The 16772-nt window shown below is 32.4% G+C and carries 18 protein-coding genes and 1 pseudogene; 4 read left to right on the top strand and 15 right to left on the bottom strand.

Translation table 11 applies throughout. The annotated features are described in order from the left end of the window. From AB1422_08530 to AB1422_08545, 4 genes and pseudogenes are all read left to right on the top strand, one after another. Window positions 1-221 (top strand): transposase (locus AB1422_08530; protein ID MEW6619364.1); only part of this gene is annotated, 221 nt, incomplete at its 5' end. 41 nt (window positions 222-262) lie between these two features. Next, window positions 263-856: pseudogene (locus AB1422_08535) on the top strand (PorV/PorQ family protein). 555 nt (window positions 857-1411) lie between these two features. Continuing rightward, on the top strand, window positions 1412-1606 hold the full coding sequence (locus AB1422_08540; protein MEW6619365.1) for a DUF559 domain-containing protein: 195 nt from the start codon (window positions 1412-1414) through the stop codon (window positions 1604-1606). A gap of 93 nt (window positions 1607-1699) precedes the next feature. Next, window positions 1700-2083: a GxxExxY protein gene (locus tag AB1422_08545; protein ID MEW6619366.1), complete on the top strand. Its 384-nt coding sequence runs from the start codon at window positions 1700-1702 to the stop codon at window positions 2081-2083. Between the two features lie 392 nt (window positions 2084-2475). Here AB1422_08545 and AB1422_08550 read toward each other — a convergent pair whose 3' ends face one another. From AB1422_08550 to AB1422_08620, 15 genes are all read right to left on the bottom strand, one after another. Continuing rightward, window positions 2476-2649, bottom strand: coding sequence for a hypothetical protein (locus tag AB1422_08550; GenBank protein MEW6619367.1), 174 nt, complete (start codon window positions 2647-2649; stop codon window positions 2476-2478). Window positions 2650-2665: 16 nt separating this feature from the next. Next, the gene (locus AB1422_08555) at window positions 2666-3658 is read right to left on the bottom strand and encodes an NAD-dependent epimerase/dehydratase family protein (GenBank protein ID MEW6619368.1); all 993 of its coding nucleotides are present in this window, start codon (window positions 3656-3658) and stop codon (window positions 2666-2668) included. Further along, entirely contained in the window at window positions 3659-4858 is a 1200-nt protein-coding gene (locus AB1422_08560; protein ID MEW6619369.1) for an ABC transporter permease, read from the bottom strand. Further along, on the bottom strand, window positions 4855-5535 hold the full coding sequence (locus AB1422_08565; GenBank protein MEW6619370.1) for an ABC transporter ATP-binding protein: 681 nt from the start codon (window positions 5533-5535) through the stop codon (window positions 4855-4857). The genes AB1422_08560 and AB1422_08565 overlap by 4 nt, the downstream gene beginning before the upstream one ends. 6 nt (window positions 5536-5541) lie before the next feature. Then, window positions 5542-6792: an efflux RND transporter periplasmic adaptor subunit gene (locus tag AB1422_08570; protein MEW6619371.1), complete on the bottom strand. Its 1251-nt coding sequence runs from the start codon at window positions 6790-6792 to the stop codon at window positions 5542-5544. Continuing rightward, complete coding sequence (locus AB1422_08575) at window positions 6789-8177, bottom strand: TolC family protein (protein MEW6619372.1); 1389 nt, start codon at window positions 8175-8177, stop codon at window positions 6789-6791. Before AB1422_08575 ends, AB1422_08570 begins: the two co-directional genes overlap by 4 nt. A 13-nt stretch (window positions 8178-8190) precedes the next feature. Continuing rightward, window positions 8191-8676: a hypothetical protein gene (locus tag AB1422_08580; GenBank protein MEW6619373.1), complete on the bottom strand. Its 486-nt coding sequence runs from the start codon at window positions 8674-8676 to the stop codon at window positions 8191-8193. A 137-nt stretch (window positions 8677-8813) separates the two neighbouring features. Beyond that, complete coding sequence (locus AB1422_08585) at window positions 8814-10523, bottom strand: ABC transporter ATP-binding protein (protein MEW6619374.1); 1710 nt, start codon at window positions 10521-10523, stop codon at window positions 8814-8816. Window positions 10524-10578: 55 nt separating this feature from the next. Next, window positions 10579-11745 carry a nucleotidyltransferase family protein gene (locus tag AB1422_08590; GenBank protein ID MEW6619375.1) on the bottom strand — a complete coding sequence of 389 codons (1167 nt, stop codon included), beginning with the start codon at window positions 11743-11745 and terminating at the stop codon, window positions 10579-10581. 24 nt (window positions 11746-11769) lie between these two features. Beyond that, a complete protein-coding gene (locus AB1422_08595) occupies window positions 11770-12396 on the bottom strand; it encodes a signal peptidase I (protein MEW6619376.1) in 627 nt (208 codons plus the stop codon). 229 nt (window positions 12397-12625) lie between these two features. Then, window positions 12626-13699 carry a radical SAM protein gene (locus AB1422_08600; protein ID MEW6619377.1) on the bottom strand — a complete coding sequence of 358 codons (1074 nt, stop codon included), beginning with the start codon at window positions 13697-13699 and terminating at the stop codon, window positions 12626-12628. Between the two features lie 30 nt (window positions 13700-13729). Beyond that, window positions 13730-14005, bottom strand: a complete 276-nt coding sequence (locus AB1422_08605; protein ID MEW6619378.1) for a PqqD family protein — start codon at window positions 14003-14005, stop codon at window positions 13730-13732. Next, on the bottom strand, window positions 13995-14846 hold the full coding sequence (locus AB1422_08610; protein MEW6619379.1) for a hypothetical protein: 852 nt from the start codon (window positions 14844-14846) through the stop codon (window positions 13995-13997). Before AB1422_08610 ends, AB1422_08605 begins: the two co-directional genes overlap by 11 nt. A gap of 23 nt (window positions 14847-14869) precedes the next feature. Then, complete coding sequence (locus AB1422_08615; protein ID MEW6619380.1) at window positions 14870-15889, bottom strand: GNAT family N-acetyltransferase; 1020 nt, start codon at window positions 15887-15889, stop codon at window positions 14870-14872. A 94-nt stretch (window positions 15890-15983) separates the two neighbouring features. Beyond that, a partial coding sequence (locus AB1422_08620) for a pyridoxal phosphate-dependent aminotransferase family protein (protein MEW6619381.1) occupies window positions 15984-16772 on the bottom strand: 789 nt, incomplete at its 5' end.

Genomic DNA, 16772 nt, shown 5'->3' on the forward strand with positions numbered 1-16772 from the left:
AATCAAAACGTGTTGTCTTTCACTTTCTCCCAAAACATGGCTCATGGCTCAACCAGATTGAAATTTGGCTAAGTATCCTCTCAAGGAAATTGCTCCGTCGAGGAATCTTTGAATCCTTACACGATCTTGAAGTAAAAATACTCGAATATATCATGCATTGGAACAATTTTTGGGCTCATCCATTTGCATGGACGTATAATGGCAAACCCCTTAAACTGTGAAAGAACTTAGCTAACACGGTACTACTCAGTCAGGTGTTTATGGGGTGAGTTTAAATTATTTGAGTATAGATGACATAAAAGGTAGAGATAAAAATGGGAATCCAACAGGGGATTTTGGGGCAAAGGATTTAGCCTTTCAATTAGCTTATAGTTTAATGGCTAATACAGACTTATCAGTAGGTGCCTCTGTAAAACTTATAAAGCAAAGGATTGAATGTGAACAAGCTTCTGCATTAGTAATTGATGTTGGACTTTTATACTTTGAACCAGGTCTAAAAAACTTTAACACGGCTTTTGTTATTCAGAATATTGGGACACAACTTAAATTTATCAATAAACGAGAGGACTTACCAATTATCTATAAAATAGGTGCATCTTATAAAACAGATAGACTGATTTTATCCACAGATTTAACTAAGCCAGCAGATAATGATTTTCGAATAAACATTGGGACAGAATATTTACTCAGCCCAACTTTAGTCGTAAGATGCGGTTATACTTCAAAGAATGATTTAGATAATGGGTTTAGTTTTGGGACAGGATTTAAATTCAATACCTACCAAATTGACTATGCCTATGTCCCTTATGGCGATTTAGACAATAGCCACCGTATTCCCGTCTCATTCTACTTTTAAGCATTTTCCCGCCCGGTGTTGACGCCTTGCACATAAATTAACAATAACTATTCAGCCGCAAAGTATAGTAGTTATTAACGAAAATTTCTCATAGAACAGATAGAGCAACATGGTTGATGGTTGATAGTTTATAGTTTATAGTTTCATAGACCATCAACCATCAACCATCAACTATCAACAATACTAATGTGAACTTTTGGTTAATACTTACTATATTAAGGAATCTCTGGATTGTCTGTGATTAACCTGAAATCGGCAAGTGGAGAATGAGGGATGGGTAAAAGTGGGTAGAAAAAGGGGTATTTTTGACGAATTGGGGGGAAATTGAGAAGAAAAAGAGGAATTAAAGGAAAAACGTAACCGTTCAGGATATAGCCACAGAGAACACAGAGGGAATATATAACCACGAATGAACACAAATACAAAAAGATTCGACCTGTGCGGTTAGAAATTATCAAGGGCAATGGAATAAGAAGTATGATACCATGTGTCCCCCGCTGGCGGGGGTTAGGGGGTGGAATGTGAAATCTGACAAATCTAACAATTACGCATCCAATAAGGAATTTCAACCATTCGCAAAGAGGATTTAGAGTATTGAGATTTGCGGATGATGAGGTATTAAATCAGATAGAAGATGTGACAAGAAATATTGAAATGGTGATTGAAGAGATTTCCACCCCCTTAATCCCCCGCCAGCGGGGAAGATTTCAGATTCCATCAGTGGGGGGAACTCAAATTGGCAGTCTATAACCTAACCGCACAGGTCGAAAAGATTCAACCTGTGAAATAGGAATATTTTGATCGTGGTTAGTGTAAGAAGGGGGATAAGGGGATAAAGGAGATATGGAGATATCAGAAGAATATCAAGAAAATCTACTTACTGAGATAATAATTCAATGTATTATCAAGACACACCAGACACTGGGTCCAGGCTTCCTGGAAAGTATTTACCGCAGGGCAATGGTAATTGAACTTACAAAACAGGGATTGAGAGTTGAGACAGAGAAAGAAATACTAATCTACTACGAAGGAGAAGAAGTTGAGAAACACAGATTGGATATTCTTGTAGAAAGCAAGGTAATAGTAGAACTAAAAACGGTGGAGGAATTAAGCAAAGCTCATTATGCTCAGGTTCGCTCATATTTAAAAGCTACAGGTGTAAAGGTGGCTCTTCTTGTAAACTTTGCTAAAGAAAAGGCAGATTTTAGAAGAGTGGAATTAGAATAATATCCCCTTATCTCCTTAATCTCCCTATCTCCTTTTCTTACACCAAATAGTGTGGTATAATTTTATTTTCCCAGTTCGACCTATTTCACAGGTCGAAAAATTTCGACCTGTACGGTTAGGTTTAGGGGGACCGTTCAGGTGGGTGAAACGCAAGATGTTTGGTGATAATTGCTGGTGCCCCACTACATATATTAACCACCTCTTTTTATAGGCTCAAAAAAGGAAGCAAAACAGTCTCTCAAAATACTATATTTTGTGTTTTGTAATTCCTAAAAGCCCAAATGTAGTGGCTGAACGGTTACTAAAAATGTAAGCCTGCTCCTGACAGGTTTACGGAGGTTGGGATTTTTCCATATCTATCAGCCAGCTCTTCTTCAATTTCTTGTAAGGATTTAAAATCTTGGGTTAAAGATATTTTTATAGATGGCATACCGTTGAGTAGTATCCTTGATATATTCTTCTGGGATATAGGTATCACAGAGCAAATCCATTATGGGCAAGGTATCATCAGGTATTTGTTCGTCTTTTAATTTATCTATGGTTTCTTGAAGTAACCTACAGTACAAGTCAAATCTCCGCTACCTACAAATACCCGTACCTTTTAAACCAGTAAAATGCTTTTTTAATTGATTCATCAATAGGTGTTTGAGGGGAAAACTCTATTCCCTTGATTGCTTTTTGAGGGGTAAAATAATGGTTAACATAGCCCATCTTTGATAGACCTACCGTAATCATAGGTTCTTTTTTAGAAATGTGTTTACTCCATTGCTCAGATAAATAACTCATTCCCATAGATAGTGAATAGGGTATTCTCATCGTTGGAGGTTTTACACCTACTATCTGAGCAATCTTTTCAAATATCTCTCTATAGGTTAAATTCTGACTCGCTAAAATATACCTTTCGCCCACTTTGCCATTTTTAAGCGCTAAAAAGTGTCCCTTGGCTACATCCTCTACATCAACAAAATTGTTCCCTCCTGGAGGATAACCTATAATCTTGCCTTTAGCCATCTCTAATATCATTCGTCCTGAGGTAGGTTTTATATCCCACTCTCCAAACATATACGAAGGATTTACTATAATTAATGGAAGTCCTTTTCCCAGTATCTGTTGAGCTTTTATTTCCGCCTCATACTTACTATTAATGTAATCTATGTCTAAATATCCTAAATTGAAAGATGTAGTTTCATCCGCAGGTTCTCCCTTTTTAATCCCAATAGTCGAAACAGTACTTGTATATACTACTTTCTCCACATTACTTTTAAGGGCTTCTTCAAGCACATTTATTGTCCCTCCGACATTAACATCCCACATCATCTTTTTAGCCTGCTTATTCGGAACCCATAAGGAAACTATTCCGGCGGTATGAAACACCACATCACATCCTTTTAAAGCGTTGGCAATAGATTCTCTATTCAAAACATCACCATAGAATTTCTCAATATCTAACCTCTCCAGCCCTAATGTATTGCTTGTATTTCTAATGAGGGCTCTTACCATTAGTCCTTCTTGAATAAGTCTTCTTACCAGATTTACCCCTAAAAACCCAGTTGCTCCTGTAACTAATACCTTCATTTACTCATACCGTAATGCGACAATAGGGTCTAGATTTGATGCTTTGTAGGCAGGATAAATCCCGGAGAACATCCCTATTCCTAATGAAAAACTTACTGCCAGAATGATTGAATTTAACGAAATTACAGTTGGTATTTTGATAAATATAGAGGCAATATTTGCCAGAAGGATTCCTCCACCTATTCCAAGACACCCTCCAATGGTGGATATTGTTACCGCTTCAATTAAGAATTGTCCCATAATGTCTTTGCCCCTTGCACCAATTGCCTTTCTTATCCCTATCTCCTTTCTCCTTTCCAAAACAGCGGTAAGCATCATATTCATTATACCAATCCCACCAACTAATAATGAGATACAGGCAATTGCTACCCCAACTAAAGTAAGGGTTTGGTTTATTTGGGTATAAGTTTTTATAAATTCTTCTGAAGATTCTGCATTATACTTTCCTCTATTCTGGTGTCGTTTCTTAAGAAAATTAATAATGAAAGAAGAAGCCTCTTCAACACTTATAGAGGGGATAAATCGAACCTGTAAAAAATCTATGACCTCCTTTTTGTCTTTCTCAGCTATTCTAATAGCAATGTTATAAGGGATAAAAATTGCGTCTCCAACCCAACCTCCAATAGTCATTACTCCTATGTGCCTCCAGGCCATTACTCCAACCACTACGAATTTTTCCCTGCCTATTCTTATAACCTTTCCTATCGGATTTTCTTCTTTAAAGAATGTCTCTGAGATATCTTTTCCTATTATGCAGACATGATGTTGTAATTTTATATCCAAATTATTAATTAATCGTCCCATAATGAGAACACAACCTTCACCATGGAAAAAGTCAGAAGAAGTTACACCATGAATACTCACTTTATCTTTAACCTTACCTTTCGTCACTATCTTTTCTATGTTAATTCTTGGTTTACTGCTTTCTACAATAGGCAATCGTTCAATTGCTCTTGCATCTTCTAATGTTATCCTTCCTTTCTGATTTGTATTGGGATCATACTCAGAATATATATCTATAGTATTGATACCTAACTCTTCCAACAGGTTAAGAACCTGTTTTTTTGTTCCATTCCCTATGGATATAAGGGAAACAATCGCTCCTATTCCAATAAATATACTTAATATGGCTAATATAGAACGTGTTTTATTTCCCCAGATGCCTATAAAGGCTATCCTTACCCATTCTCTAACTTTCATCTATTTCTTTCACCTATTATTTTCCCATCTTGAAGGTAAATAACTCTTTTTGCAAAGGAGGCAATATGTTCATCATGGGTAACCACTAAGATAGTCTTCCCTTCTTGAGATAGGGAAATGAAGATGGCCATAATTTCATTTCCACATTTAGTATCTAAATTACCTGTTGGTTCATCGGCTAAGATTAGTGTCGGGGTATTGGCAAGTGCTCGCGCAATAGCTACTCGCTGTTGTTCTCCACCAGATAACTCATTAGGTCTATGATTTCTTCTATCAAAAAGTCCTACCTTCTCCAATAAATATAAACTCCTTTCTCTACACTCTCTTCTCACCGCCCCTCTATAAACAAGAGGTAATTCAACATTCAAAAGGGCAGAATATTGTGGCAGTAAATTAAAACTTTGGAAGATAAAACCTATTTTTTTATTTCTGGTCATAGCCACTTTGTCTCCATTGAAATTATTTACATATTCACCTTCAAAATAATGAAATCCTGAACTTGGAACATCTAAAAGTCCAATGATATTAAGTAAAGTTGACTTGCCAGAACCTGAAGGACCCATAATAGCTGTAAATTCCCCAGAACTAATTTGAAGCGAGATACCAGCTAAGGCACAAATATCCACACTACCCATTTTGTAAATCTTAAAGATATCCTTTAATTCTATTATTCTCATAGCCTTCTATAAATTCCTTTCCCTTACCTTTACCCCAGCGGATATTTTCTCCTTATTTGAAGTAATGATTTTCTCTCCTTCTTGCAATCCCTTTTTTATAACCACCTCTACTTCATTACTTACGCCAATTTCTACCTTTTTCATCCTGGCAGACGAACCTTCTACCGTATAAACAAAGTATCTTCCATCTTTGTTTATTAAGGCATTTTGAGGAATAACTAATACATCCTTCATTTTGTCAATAGTTATCTCTATATCCGCCGATAAATTGGGTATCAAAAGTAAGTCCGAAGGGAATTTTTTTAATTCAATAATTGCTTCCATATAAGGATATTCTCCGGATGTAGCACATGGAATAATCTTCATAATTTCGCCTTCTAAATAATTCCTATCCGCAGGTAGCCACTCCCCAGTAATAGTGGCTTTCAGACATGGCTTTACTCTATTTATATCTAACTCCTCAATCTTAGCTTTAAGTAATGGTTTGTCTAAATTCATTATTTTAAATAGAGTTTCTCCAACCAGGACATATTCTTTTAAACCAACTATGTCTTCTATTATTACGCCATTAATTGGCGAGATTATTTCTGTCTCTTTTAACTCATTCTCCGCCTTCTTAAGAATTTCTTTATCTAATTTTAATTTCTTCTCTACTTCAGACAAATCATCCTTCCATACTTTCTCATAGTGTTCTATATCTACCTTCAATTGTGTTACATGGAGTTGTGCATCTTTAATTTCTTTGGTCAAAGAATCTAATTCAGGTAAAGAGATACTCTTTTTTTCATATAGCTCTTTGTAAATACATTCTTTCTTCTTAAGGTATTCCAAATTAGTATTTGCTTTGATGAGTTCATTTTTTGCCTTTGTCAGTTCATAAGGAGAATCTTTTAATCTATTTAATGAATTCTCATCTTTGATGAGGTTAAACTCTGCCTCTTTTAATGCTACTAGATATGGGGTTTTATCTATTTTTAAGAGCACCTTATCTTTCTTTACATATTCACCCTCTTTTATTGTTTTGAGGATTATCTTTCCTGAGACAGATGTTTTAATTTCTACGGATTCTTCAGGAATTATTCTTCCTGTGGTAGATAAGGTAGAAATAAAATCCTTCTTTTTTACCGATGTTACATCTACATTACAAATAGGTGATTTTTTAATGGTTGTAAAGATAAAAATGGGTATAAGTAATAGGATTAGTAGCCCAATTATTAAAATAGAAACTTTTTTATGAAGATTGATTGATTTTTTCATTTTTCCTCCGGTCCACTAATTTCAAAAAATTCAATTTTAGCTATTTGGTGGTCAAATAGAGTTTCTATCTTCTCTAAGATAATTTTATCCAAAGTAATTTGTTTATCACACAAATCTTCCTCTGCAATTATTTTTGCATCATATTGAGTTTGTGCAATGATAAGGTCTTGGCAGGCTATTTTTTCACTTTCTTGAAGCAGTTCAATTTGTCTTTCAAGATTTTTTATTTTAAGATACTTTTGGCGTGTAATAGATGTTATTTCTTTTTTTAGTGCTTCAAGGGTAAGTTGAGCGGCAGAATATTTATTTAAAGATGCTTTTATGTCAGAAGTAACCTCTCCACCAGTGAAAAAAGGTAAGGTAATATTTATTCTGACATTCCATTCTTTATTAAAATCATCAAGACTTTTTTTTAAGTTTTCATCAGATCTATCATAACCATAATTCCCAGTAATCATAGCAGAAACCTTTCTGCCACTGCGAGCTAAATTAATCTCTTTTTCTTTCAACCTAATTTCTAATTGCTGAACTTGAATTTGCAGGTTATCTTCTAATGCTTTAGAAATTGCTTCTTTTAACTGTCCTTCATAAGGGATATAGTCAGGTATAATATTAAAGTCAAATTCAGGTAAAGTATCAACATCAAGTAATTGTAAAAATTCTTCTCTTTTTCTTTCATAGATATCTTCAATCTTCATTAAATCATTTTTTGCAGTTAGAACCTCTAATTTTTTATTTAAGAGTAGAGAAGTGGTAATTATGCCCGCATCTAATTTAGATTCATACTTTTTTAGTTGTTCTTCTTTGATGTTTAATAACTTTTGATTTAATTCTATCATCTTCCTATATTTAAGTAATTCATAATAATTTCTTGAAACTTGATAGACCAATTGTTTTTTTATTGATTCAAGATTAATTTTGGCTATTAAATATTGAATTTGTGCGATAGAAATATTGGTTGAAATCTGACCATTATCAAGTAACCATTGGGTTAGTCCAATATTTATGTTATTAGTATATTTTTTGGAATCTTCAGCATAAAATATATTCTTATATACCTCACGGTAGTCTTGTGGTATCCAACTTGGAACATCCTCTACTGACTTTTGATATGGGCTAAATTCTGTCTTGTTGTAGCCAGAATCTATATTGAGATAAAGATGTGGTAACCATTTTGCCCATGCCTTTTTAATATTGGCTTCTAAAGAAGCAATCTCTTTTAATGCTGATTGAAGTTTTAGACTATTCTTCAAGGCAATTTGAATACCATCCTCTAAAGTTAAAGGTTGGTGATTTTTAGCTTCTTGAGCTAAATTTTCTTTTGGTGTTAATATTAAAATAAATATTAATATTAATCTTCCTAAAAAAAAGATTCGATACAGCATTTATTCTTAGTATTTAGAAAAAGATATCCTTTACCAAATCGAAAAATTTCTTTGATAAACTCTTTTTCTCTTTTTCCCCTTTCGTGATGATAATAATTATAGTTACTACCACGCTGATAATTATAGCCAGAGTAGGGATAAAAAAACCAAAAACCCTATAGCTTATAGAAATTAATGCGTAACTTCCTATCAAAGTAATAAAAAGACCTATAAATATGGCACATATAATAAGTGGCTTGATAATAAGATTTAAGATAGTGTTATAGATGAGTTTGAGAATCTCTCCGCTCTTGAGTATATTTTTTTCTATGGTGGTAAGACTATCTTTTCTAAGACGAACTCGATAAATAAATATACCCACTAATATCCCTAAGGCAATAAAAAATATATCCCTTAGTGTAATCCAATGAGTGATTATATTTTCGATTAATATCTTTAAAGTGGCAATGCAATTGAACCACCATGGTAAATAATGATTGATGACATCATTTAACAACATTTAACTATTCCAGACAGAAACAGATTTTTCTGCTTCTGTTAATTTGAAATTTGCTCTCATCCCTGATTTGAACCTACCTACATAATACTCGAACTTAAAGCAAAAGTCAACTGTTTTCTACATTGTTTTATAAAATTCTAACTAAAGTTATAAGAGCATGTGGCATCTTCTATTCTTTGAAACTGTCTTTGAAACAGACGATAATAATATCCCTTTTCTTTAATTAAATCAAAATGTGAGCCCATTTCTACAAGTTTACCCTGATGTAATACAATTATTTTCTCAGCGTTTATAACAGTTCCCACACGATGGGCAATAATAATAGTGGTTTTCCCTTTAATAAGATTTATTAATAAGTTATGGAATTCTATTTCTGCTTTTGGGTCTAAAGATGAGGTAGCTTCATCTAAGATAAATATATTGGGATTCTTTAGCAGGGCTCTAGCAATTGTAATAAATTGTCGTTCTCCTCCAGATAATTTTATTCCTCCTTCTCCAACCATTGTCTGATATTTATTGGGAAGGGCAGTAATAGAGTTATGAATCCCTACAGTTTTTGCCACTGCAATAATTTCTTCTTCACTTGCGTTTTTCTTACCAAAGGCAATGTTATCATAAATAGAGCCATTAAATAAAATTGTCTCCTGAGGGATATATCCAATCCTTTCTCTTAAAGAGCTAATAGTAACATCTTTAATATCCCGATTGTCAATTTTGACCTTTCCATTAGTTGGATCATAAAATCGAAGGAGGAGGTTTATCAAAGAGCTCTTGCCTGAACCATTAAGTCCTACCAAAGTTACAATTTCCCCTGGTTTTATCTCTAAATTAATATCCTTTAAAGCAAAAAAATTATCTTCATAGCGCAGGGAAACTTTTTCAAATTGAATATGTCCTTTTATTCTATTAGTGAAGGGGAAAGCATCAGATTTATCTTTTATTTCAGATTCAATAGATAAAATCTCATAGATTCTATCAAGAGAGGCTAATGATCTTTGAAAATCAATATAAAAATTACTCACACCAGTTAGAGAATCTGTCAATAGATATAAATAGAATAATAATCCTCCCAGCGTTCCTGGAGTTAATAACCCTTGATTAATCTCATATCCTCCATACCAGATAATGAGTATTAGGAAAAATGGATTTAAAAAATTTATTAAAGAACCAAAACCAGCATATATCTTTTCTTCTTTTAAAGAAGATGAAAGGAGATGACTACTTTCTTTTGAGAATCGGTCAATCATCTTATTTTCTTGAACAAATGACTGAATAATCTTTATGGAAGGGAAAAGTTCCTGAAAAAGGGCATTTATCTTGCCTGTTTTTACCCGGATATCATAGCTTATTTTTCTCATTTTTTCTCCAATTTTAACCGTAAGAAAGGCTATAATTACTATTCCAGATATCATAATTATTGATATTTTCCACGAAAGTATAAAAATAATAACCAATCCTCCTATTGAGAATAGTGTATCTTTCAAAAAATAGAGGAAATCTAAAATGACTCCATATTGGATTTGGTTGAGGTCGTTAAATGCTCGAGAGCAAATCTCTCCTGACTGTCTGTTTTTAAAGAAACTGAGTGGTAGATTAATTAAGTGAGAATAAAGGTTTTCCCTCAGATCTACCGTAATCCTTTCTCCAATATATCTTGCCAAATAATTTAGACAATATTGGAACAATTCCCTAAATAGTATTATGATTAGGCAAAGTAAACATAATTCTGAAATAACCCATATCCTTTTTCCTTTTTGCAATATACCATCAATAATTTCCTTTATTAATAAAGGAAACCATAAGTTCAAGATAGTTATAAAAATAAGGAATATAGAAACTATTACCATCTTAATTTTATATTCCTTCAGATAAATTAATATTATTGAGAATAATTTTGTTGTATTATTCAACTACCTTTATTCCTCCTTTAAACACTTTATTTATTAAGAATAAAACAAGCAAAGTAAATATTCTTATGACATCTCGAATATTCTCTGCCATAAAAATAGACGCTCCTATTGGAATACCATCTCTTCCCATTTTACTGAGTAACTTAGGCAAAAATTTATCATCAAAAAAATTCTCAACATCTTTAAACAATTTAAAGAATAATATTCTTTTAATCCTCCAAGGTTTTAAATCATCTAAAATTTTTAAAGGAATTGGAGCATCAAGTAATCTTTCGGCAAAATAAAAAGTAAAATACATAGAATTTTTTATTCGATACTCATAAGATTTCTTAACTACATATTCCCAGTTTATCGTATAATAGGTAACAATATTTGTTATATCGCCTATAAGTTTCAATTCAAAGTTATGGTTAATAGATAGATGAGGACAGAGACTCAATAACATATCTTCGGGTGAAAGTATAAGTGTATTAACTTCCCCTAATTGAGAAAATTGGGCATTTTCCCATATATCTTTCATTTCTATTTTTTGAAATAAAACACCTTCAAATACTGTAGTATGAATCTCTAAAGGTATTTTTACCTGTGGATGGATATACATAGGATGTAGCAGAATCTTTCTTTTTCTTTCTCTAAAAAGGACCCATAGTAGCCACTCTGCAATTTTTGAGACATTAATTTCTTCTTTATAATAAAGGACATAACCTAACTCATCTAACATTTTCTCACATTTGAACATATCCTCTTTGCGAACTAAAAGATCAATATCTCCAACTCCTCTTAGATATATAAGATTAGAATAGACTTTCTCTAAAGAATACCCTTTAAAAAGAATAACTTTTAGATTATTTTTATAGAATTTTTCTAAAATTCTATTTAGTTCCTTCTCATACCTTAAAGATTCAATAATGTACCTTTTATATAAATTCTCCAATTTCATTATAACTTCACATGATAATATCTCTTTTAGATTAATTCTCTTTAAATTGTAATATAGTAAAGCCTGAATATTATGAACCTTGGCCTTTTCTAATATATATCTCCAATTTAATTTTTCTTTTAAAAGTTCTATAACTTTATCAGATATATCCTTGTTGATTGTTACTCTTGTACAGTAGAGTAAAACTAAATTTTCTTTTAAAAATTTCTTTACTTTCACTGGTCAAATTTTCCAATTTTGATACTACAAAATTTCCCTCTTATTTTTCAGGAGTGTAGGATAAGGTAATTTTTTACTGCTGATTTTACTATACATGTTATAAATACCAAAGATAATTACCCAGGGGATTATAGTAATTATTTCGCCTATTTTACCTATAATCAGTGGGAAGTAGGATATTAAACATACCCTTTTTAATAAAGATATACATATCGCTACTGCAAATGAATATTTTGCTGTTAAATAAGAAAATATTTTTACTCTCTTATTCTCTAAATCTATTTTTAGTCCATTTTTTTTTATTATTTCTCTTACCTTACCTATTACTTTTTCTTCTTCGACTAATTCATCAATAAAAAAAACAAAATCTCCTTTCGTTAAGAAACTTTTTCCCTTTATCTCTTGTTGTATTCTAATAACTCTATGGCCAATAAACATCTCTTCTTCACCATAATGAACTACAATAATATCTCCTACTTTAATTTCCTCGGTAGGAATTTTCTTAATCAAGATCTTATCTGAATAATTAATCCATGGAAACATACTCCACCCTTTTACTCCCGAATATAAAATTGCTCCTTTTTCTAAGCACTCTTTAGCTAATTCCAATTCAGTTTTTGTATATTTTTTGTTTTGTTGGACAAAATTCATTCTTCTCCTCTCCAGTAAGATTATAGTAAAGTACTATCTCCCACCTTTCTAAAAAGTCGCAGTTTACTTTGATGAGTAAACTGCGACTTTTTTTGTTAGACTACTTCGCTGCTACGACTTAGAGTTGACCTTACATCCATTCTTGCACCGACACGGCTTAGTTTTAATAGTCTTATTGCACCACAAAGCAGTCTCCTCAAATATTTTTTCTGAAATAATTTGAGGCGTTTCATATTGCCGTTTCATTTCTTATCACCTCCTTTCTCATTTCAGCTATCTCCTTGTCGTAAGGAGAACAGGCTAATAATCCATATCCTTCCAAAAATGTAGCTCCCATACATTTCCCACACAGATTAGCAATATCACAATTGTAACATTCTTCATCAATAGCACGCAAGTTTCTTATTTCAAAAAGTTTTTCTGATGTCCACCAGATATTATGAAATGTATCCTTTCTTAGATCTCCTACTTCTACCGGCATCCCTATACAAGGGAAAACTTTTCCAATTGGAGAAATTGCACATTGAATCGTTCCTGTTCCACAAAATTCTCGATATGGTCTTTCTTTAATACTTTCCTTTTCTTCTCTTGGTATACACGCTTTTTCTTCTATCCATATACCAGTTCCCCTTTCTTTCTCATACACATTTTTAAGAAAAACAAATAATTCTGACCTATTAAGTCTATACTTTGCGGGTTCAGAATCCCCATCATTTTTATAAGTGATATATACATCTGGCCTGGTTAATATTCCTAATTTTTCCCCCATTTCTTTTATTAATTTATATTCTTTAAAATTCTGCTTCATATATATAGTTTTTAAGATAACCTTTATTCCACTATCTTTCAATAATCTAATAGCATTCATAGTTTTTTCAAACGAACCATTTGTTCTTGTAATTTTATCATGAGTTAACGCTGTAGCCCCATAGAGACTAATTTCTACTGAAGAAACATGCAGTTCTTTTATCTTTCTTACTATTTCTGAATCTATTAAGGTTCCATTAGTATATAGAATAACATCAAACATATTTTCTCTCGCATAACTTATTATGGTAAATAAATCTTTTCTTAAAAAAAATTCACCGCCGGTAAATGTAATGGTAAACACTTTTTCTCCCGCCAGTTGGTCTATAATATTTTTAATCTCTTCTGTAGAAAGTTCCTCTTCTGGAGATTGAGAATATTTTACTACATAACAATGGATACATTTCAAATTACACCAACAAGTAAGTTCAATTGCTGCTGTAAGTGGAAAGCCCTTTTCCATATATTTTTTTGCTAATTCATCTTCAAGACCCATTTGAAATCACCTCACTTTATCCAAGAAGATTCAAATCATCTCTAAAACTATTAGTTTCTTATTGCATAATTCTTTTACAAAGTCACAAACTTCTTTTTTAGCCACATCCTCTTCAACATTATACTCATTACAAATGATGTAAATAATCTCTTTGATAGTCATTTTCCCATCTGCAAGTTCCCATATTCTAGTTCCTACTTCATTTAAGGAATGTAGAATTCCTTCTTCTGGAGACAAAATCGTGGCATTATTGTCAATTATCCTAAATGCTGTATTCATACTTCTAACTACATAACTATTGATCATTTTTTATACACCTCCAAAAAGATTTATTAGGTAAGAAATGTAGTTCATAACAGGGAATTTTTTCTACCAAATTACAGCATAAAGTAAACAATTTGTTACTTATCTCACTTCTATGAGAAAAAAATATGATATTTGGCATAATTTCTACTACAGCCTTATATGGAGATAATTTTTTTAGATATACATCTTTATCTTTTTTTAATAGGAAAATTTTCTTAATCTCCGAAGAAATGTTAACATTATTCCCTTCCTCCCATAACATCCCCCAAAATGGAACTCCAAATATTTTATATCTTCTATTAATGTTGCGAATAAGAGTTATTTCATCGGTCAACAAAATTGTATCATCTTTTAATAAGTTAGCTATTGTTGACTTTCCTGCTTCAGAGGGGCCACAAAATACAAATCCTTCCTTGGAATCAATTACACTTGATGCATGTAACAAGATTCCTTCATAATATTTTGGGAATAACCAACCAGCACACATCCGTAAGAAATTTTCTACTCCCTCTATCTCTATTTCCTGAAGTTTTAATTCTCCTTCATTTCTTCTAAAATCTATTATTCCTGAAAAATCCCACCTAAAAACGAAAATTTTGTCTTTTTTAGAGATAATTTTCAATTCCCGAAGTTCCTTCAATTTAATGTTCTTTTTAACTTGTACATCTATTATAAAATTAGGTTCTTTCATTGATAAAAAAGTATTATATTTTCTTTTAATTAAATCCATCAACTCATAATTATCACCTCTAAAAACAAAACATATTTCTCCAATTTCTATAGTTACCTTATTATAACCACAAATTTCATTTTGAAGTTTATAACTCTTCACTTCTTGCATTTATGACCTTCCTTTCTCCTTAACTATATTTTCATCTCATAGATTCGGTATCTTTTATATAACTTACCTCCCATTTTCTCTGCTGCTCTTTGGGTTAATATATTATCCTCCAGGATCCATGAAAACTCACATTGCTGATAACCTTTTTTTAAGGCTATTTTTAACGATTCTAAGTAGAGCAACGCCTCAAATCCTCTTCTTCTATATTCGGGTTTAACTCCCATAGCTATCACACGCAAACTCTTAATCTTTCGGAGTCGCCATAATAATTTTATTGTATCCCACCAGTGTTTATTCAAATTTCTTAACGCCTCGTTATAATTAGGCAAAGTCATAACAAATCCTGCAAAATTGCCTTTCACTTCTAAAATAAGTAGTAACTCTGGAACAAGTAAAGATTTTAATCGTTTTGCCATATACATAATCTCTTCATCTGTCATTGGGACGAAACCCCAGTTGTCACGCCAACTGGTATTATAAATCTCTTTAATTATATTTATCTCTTGCGCAAAATTTTTCAAGTTTATCGGTCTAACCCGAGCTCTTTGTTTTTCCACTCTCTTAGATATTTTCTCCATATTTCCAATCTGTGCTGGTGTAATTTCAAAAAGATAGGCATATAAATCTTTACACTTTTCTAACCCATATTTTTCTATGTAGTCAATATAATACCGAGGATTATATGGCATCATTAAAAATGGTGGGGAATCAAAACCTTCAACTAAAAAACCACATTCATCATTCATAGATGGATTTACCGGTCCTCGGATTATCTCAATATCTTTTTCTCTTAACCAATCACAAACTTCATCCAGCAACCTTTTAGCAAAAGCATAATCCCTTGAACACTCAAAAAAACCGAAGAAGCCACATTTTTCATTATGAAAACTGATATGATTATAATCAATAATTCCAGCAATCCGTCCTACTATTTTCTCTTTTTTTCTTAGTAAAAAGAGCATTCTTTCGGCATGATTCCACAAAGGATTCTTATTTCCAAGGATAAATTTGTACTCCTTAATTTGAGGAGGAATCCAGTTCATATCACCTTTATAGACTCTCCAAGGAAACCTTACAAAATCAGTTAGGGATCTATCTTCCTTTACTACTTCAATATTCATATCAACTTGTATTTTTTTATCCTGGGATTAAATTTAATTTCTTTCCTACAGATTCGAATATTTCAAGAGCCTTATCTAACTGTTCATCTGTATGAGTAGCCATATAAGTAGTTCGAATACGCGATTGCTCTTTGGGTACTGCTGGAGTAATAACTGGATTAGTAAAAATACCATTATCAAAGAGCAATTTCCACATTTGAAAAACTTGAAAATTATCACCAATAATAATAGGAATGATTGGAGTTTCACTCTTTCCGATATTAAATCCTAAAGTTTTAAGTTCTCTTCGCATCTTGTTCACATTCTCCCAAAGTCTCTGTCGTCTTTCTGGCTCCTTCTCGATAATTTCTATTGCTGTACTAATTGAAGCTGCCAAAGATGGAGGTAAACTTGCACTAAACATTAAACTTCTAGCATGATGTTTCAAATAATGAATTACTTCTTCATCTCCAGCAATAAATCCTCCTATTGAAGCCAATGATTTGCTACAAGTACCCATAACTAAATCAACTTCATCTTCTAGCCTAAAATGTTCTAAAGTCCCTCTGCCATCCCTTCCTAAGATACCTGTACCATGGGCATCATCAATCATAATGCGGCCATTATACTTTTTAACCAGGTGAACCAATTCAGGAAGTTTAACAATATCTCCTTCCATACTAAAAACTCCTTCACTCACTGTTAATGGCAAACCAAAATTGACCCACTTTTGGCAATGGAAATTGACCCACCCATGTAAAAAAATCAGATCAAAAATGAACAAATTTGGCAATGAGAATTGACCCACCCCCGGATATAAAGATTG

This window comes from bacterium (assembly GCA_040757115.1).
Lineage (GTDB): Bacteria > UBA9089 > CG2-30-40-21 > CG2-30-40-21 > SBAY01 > JBFLXS01.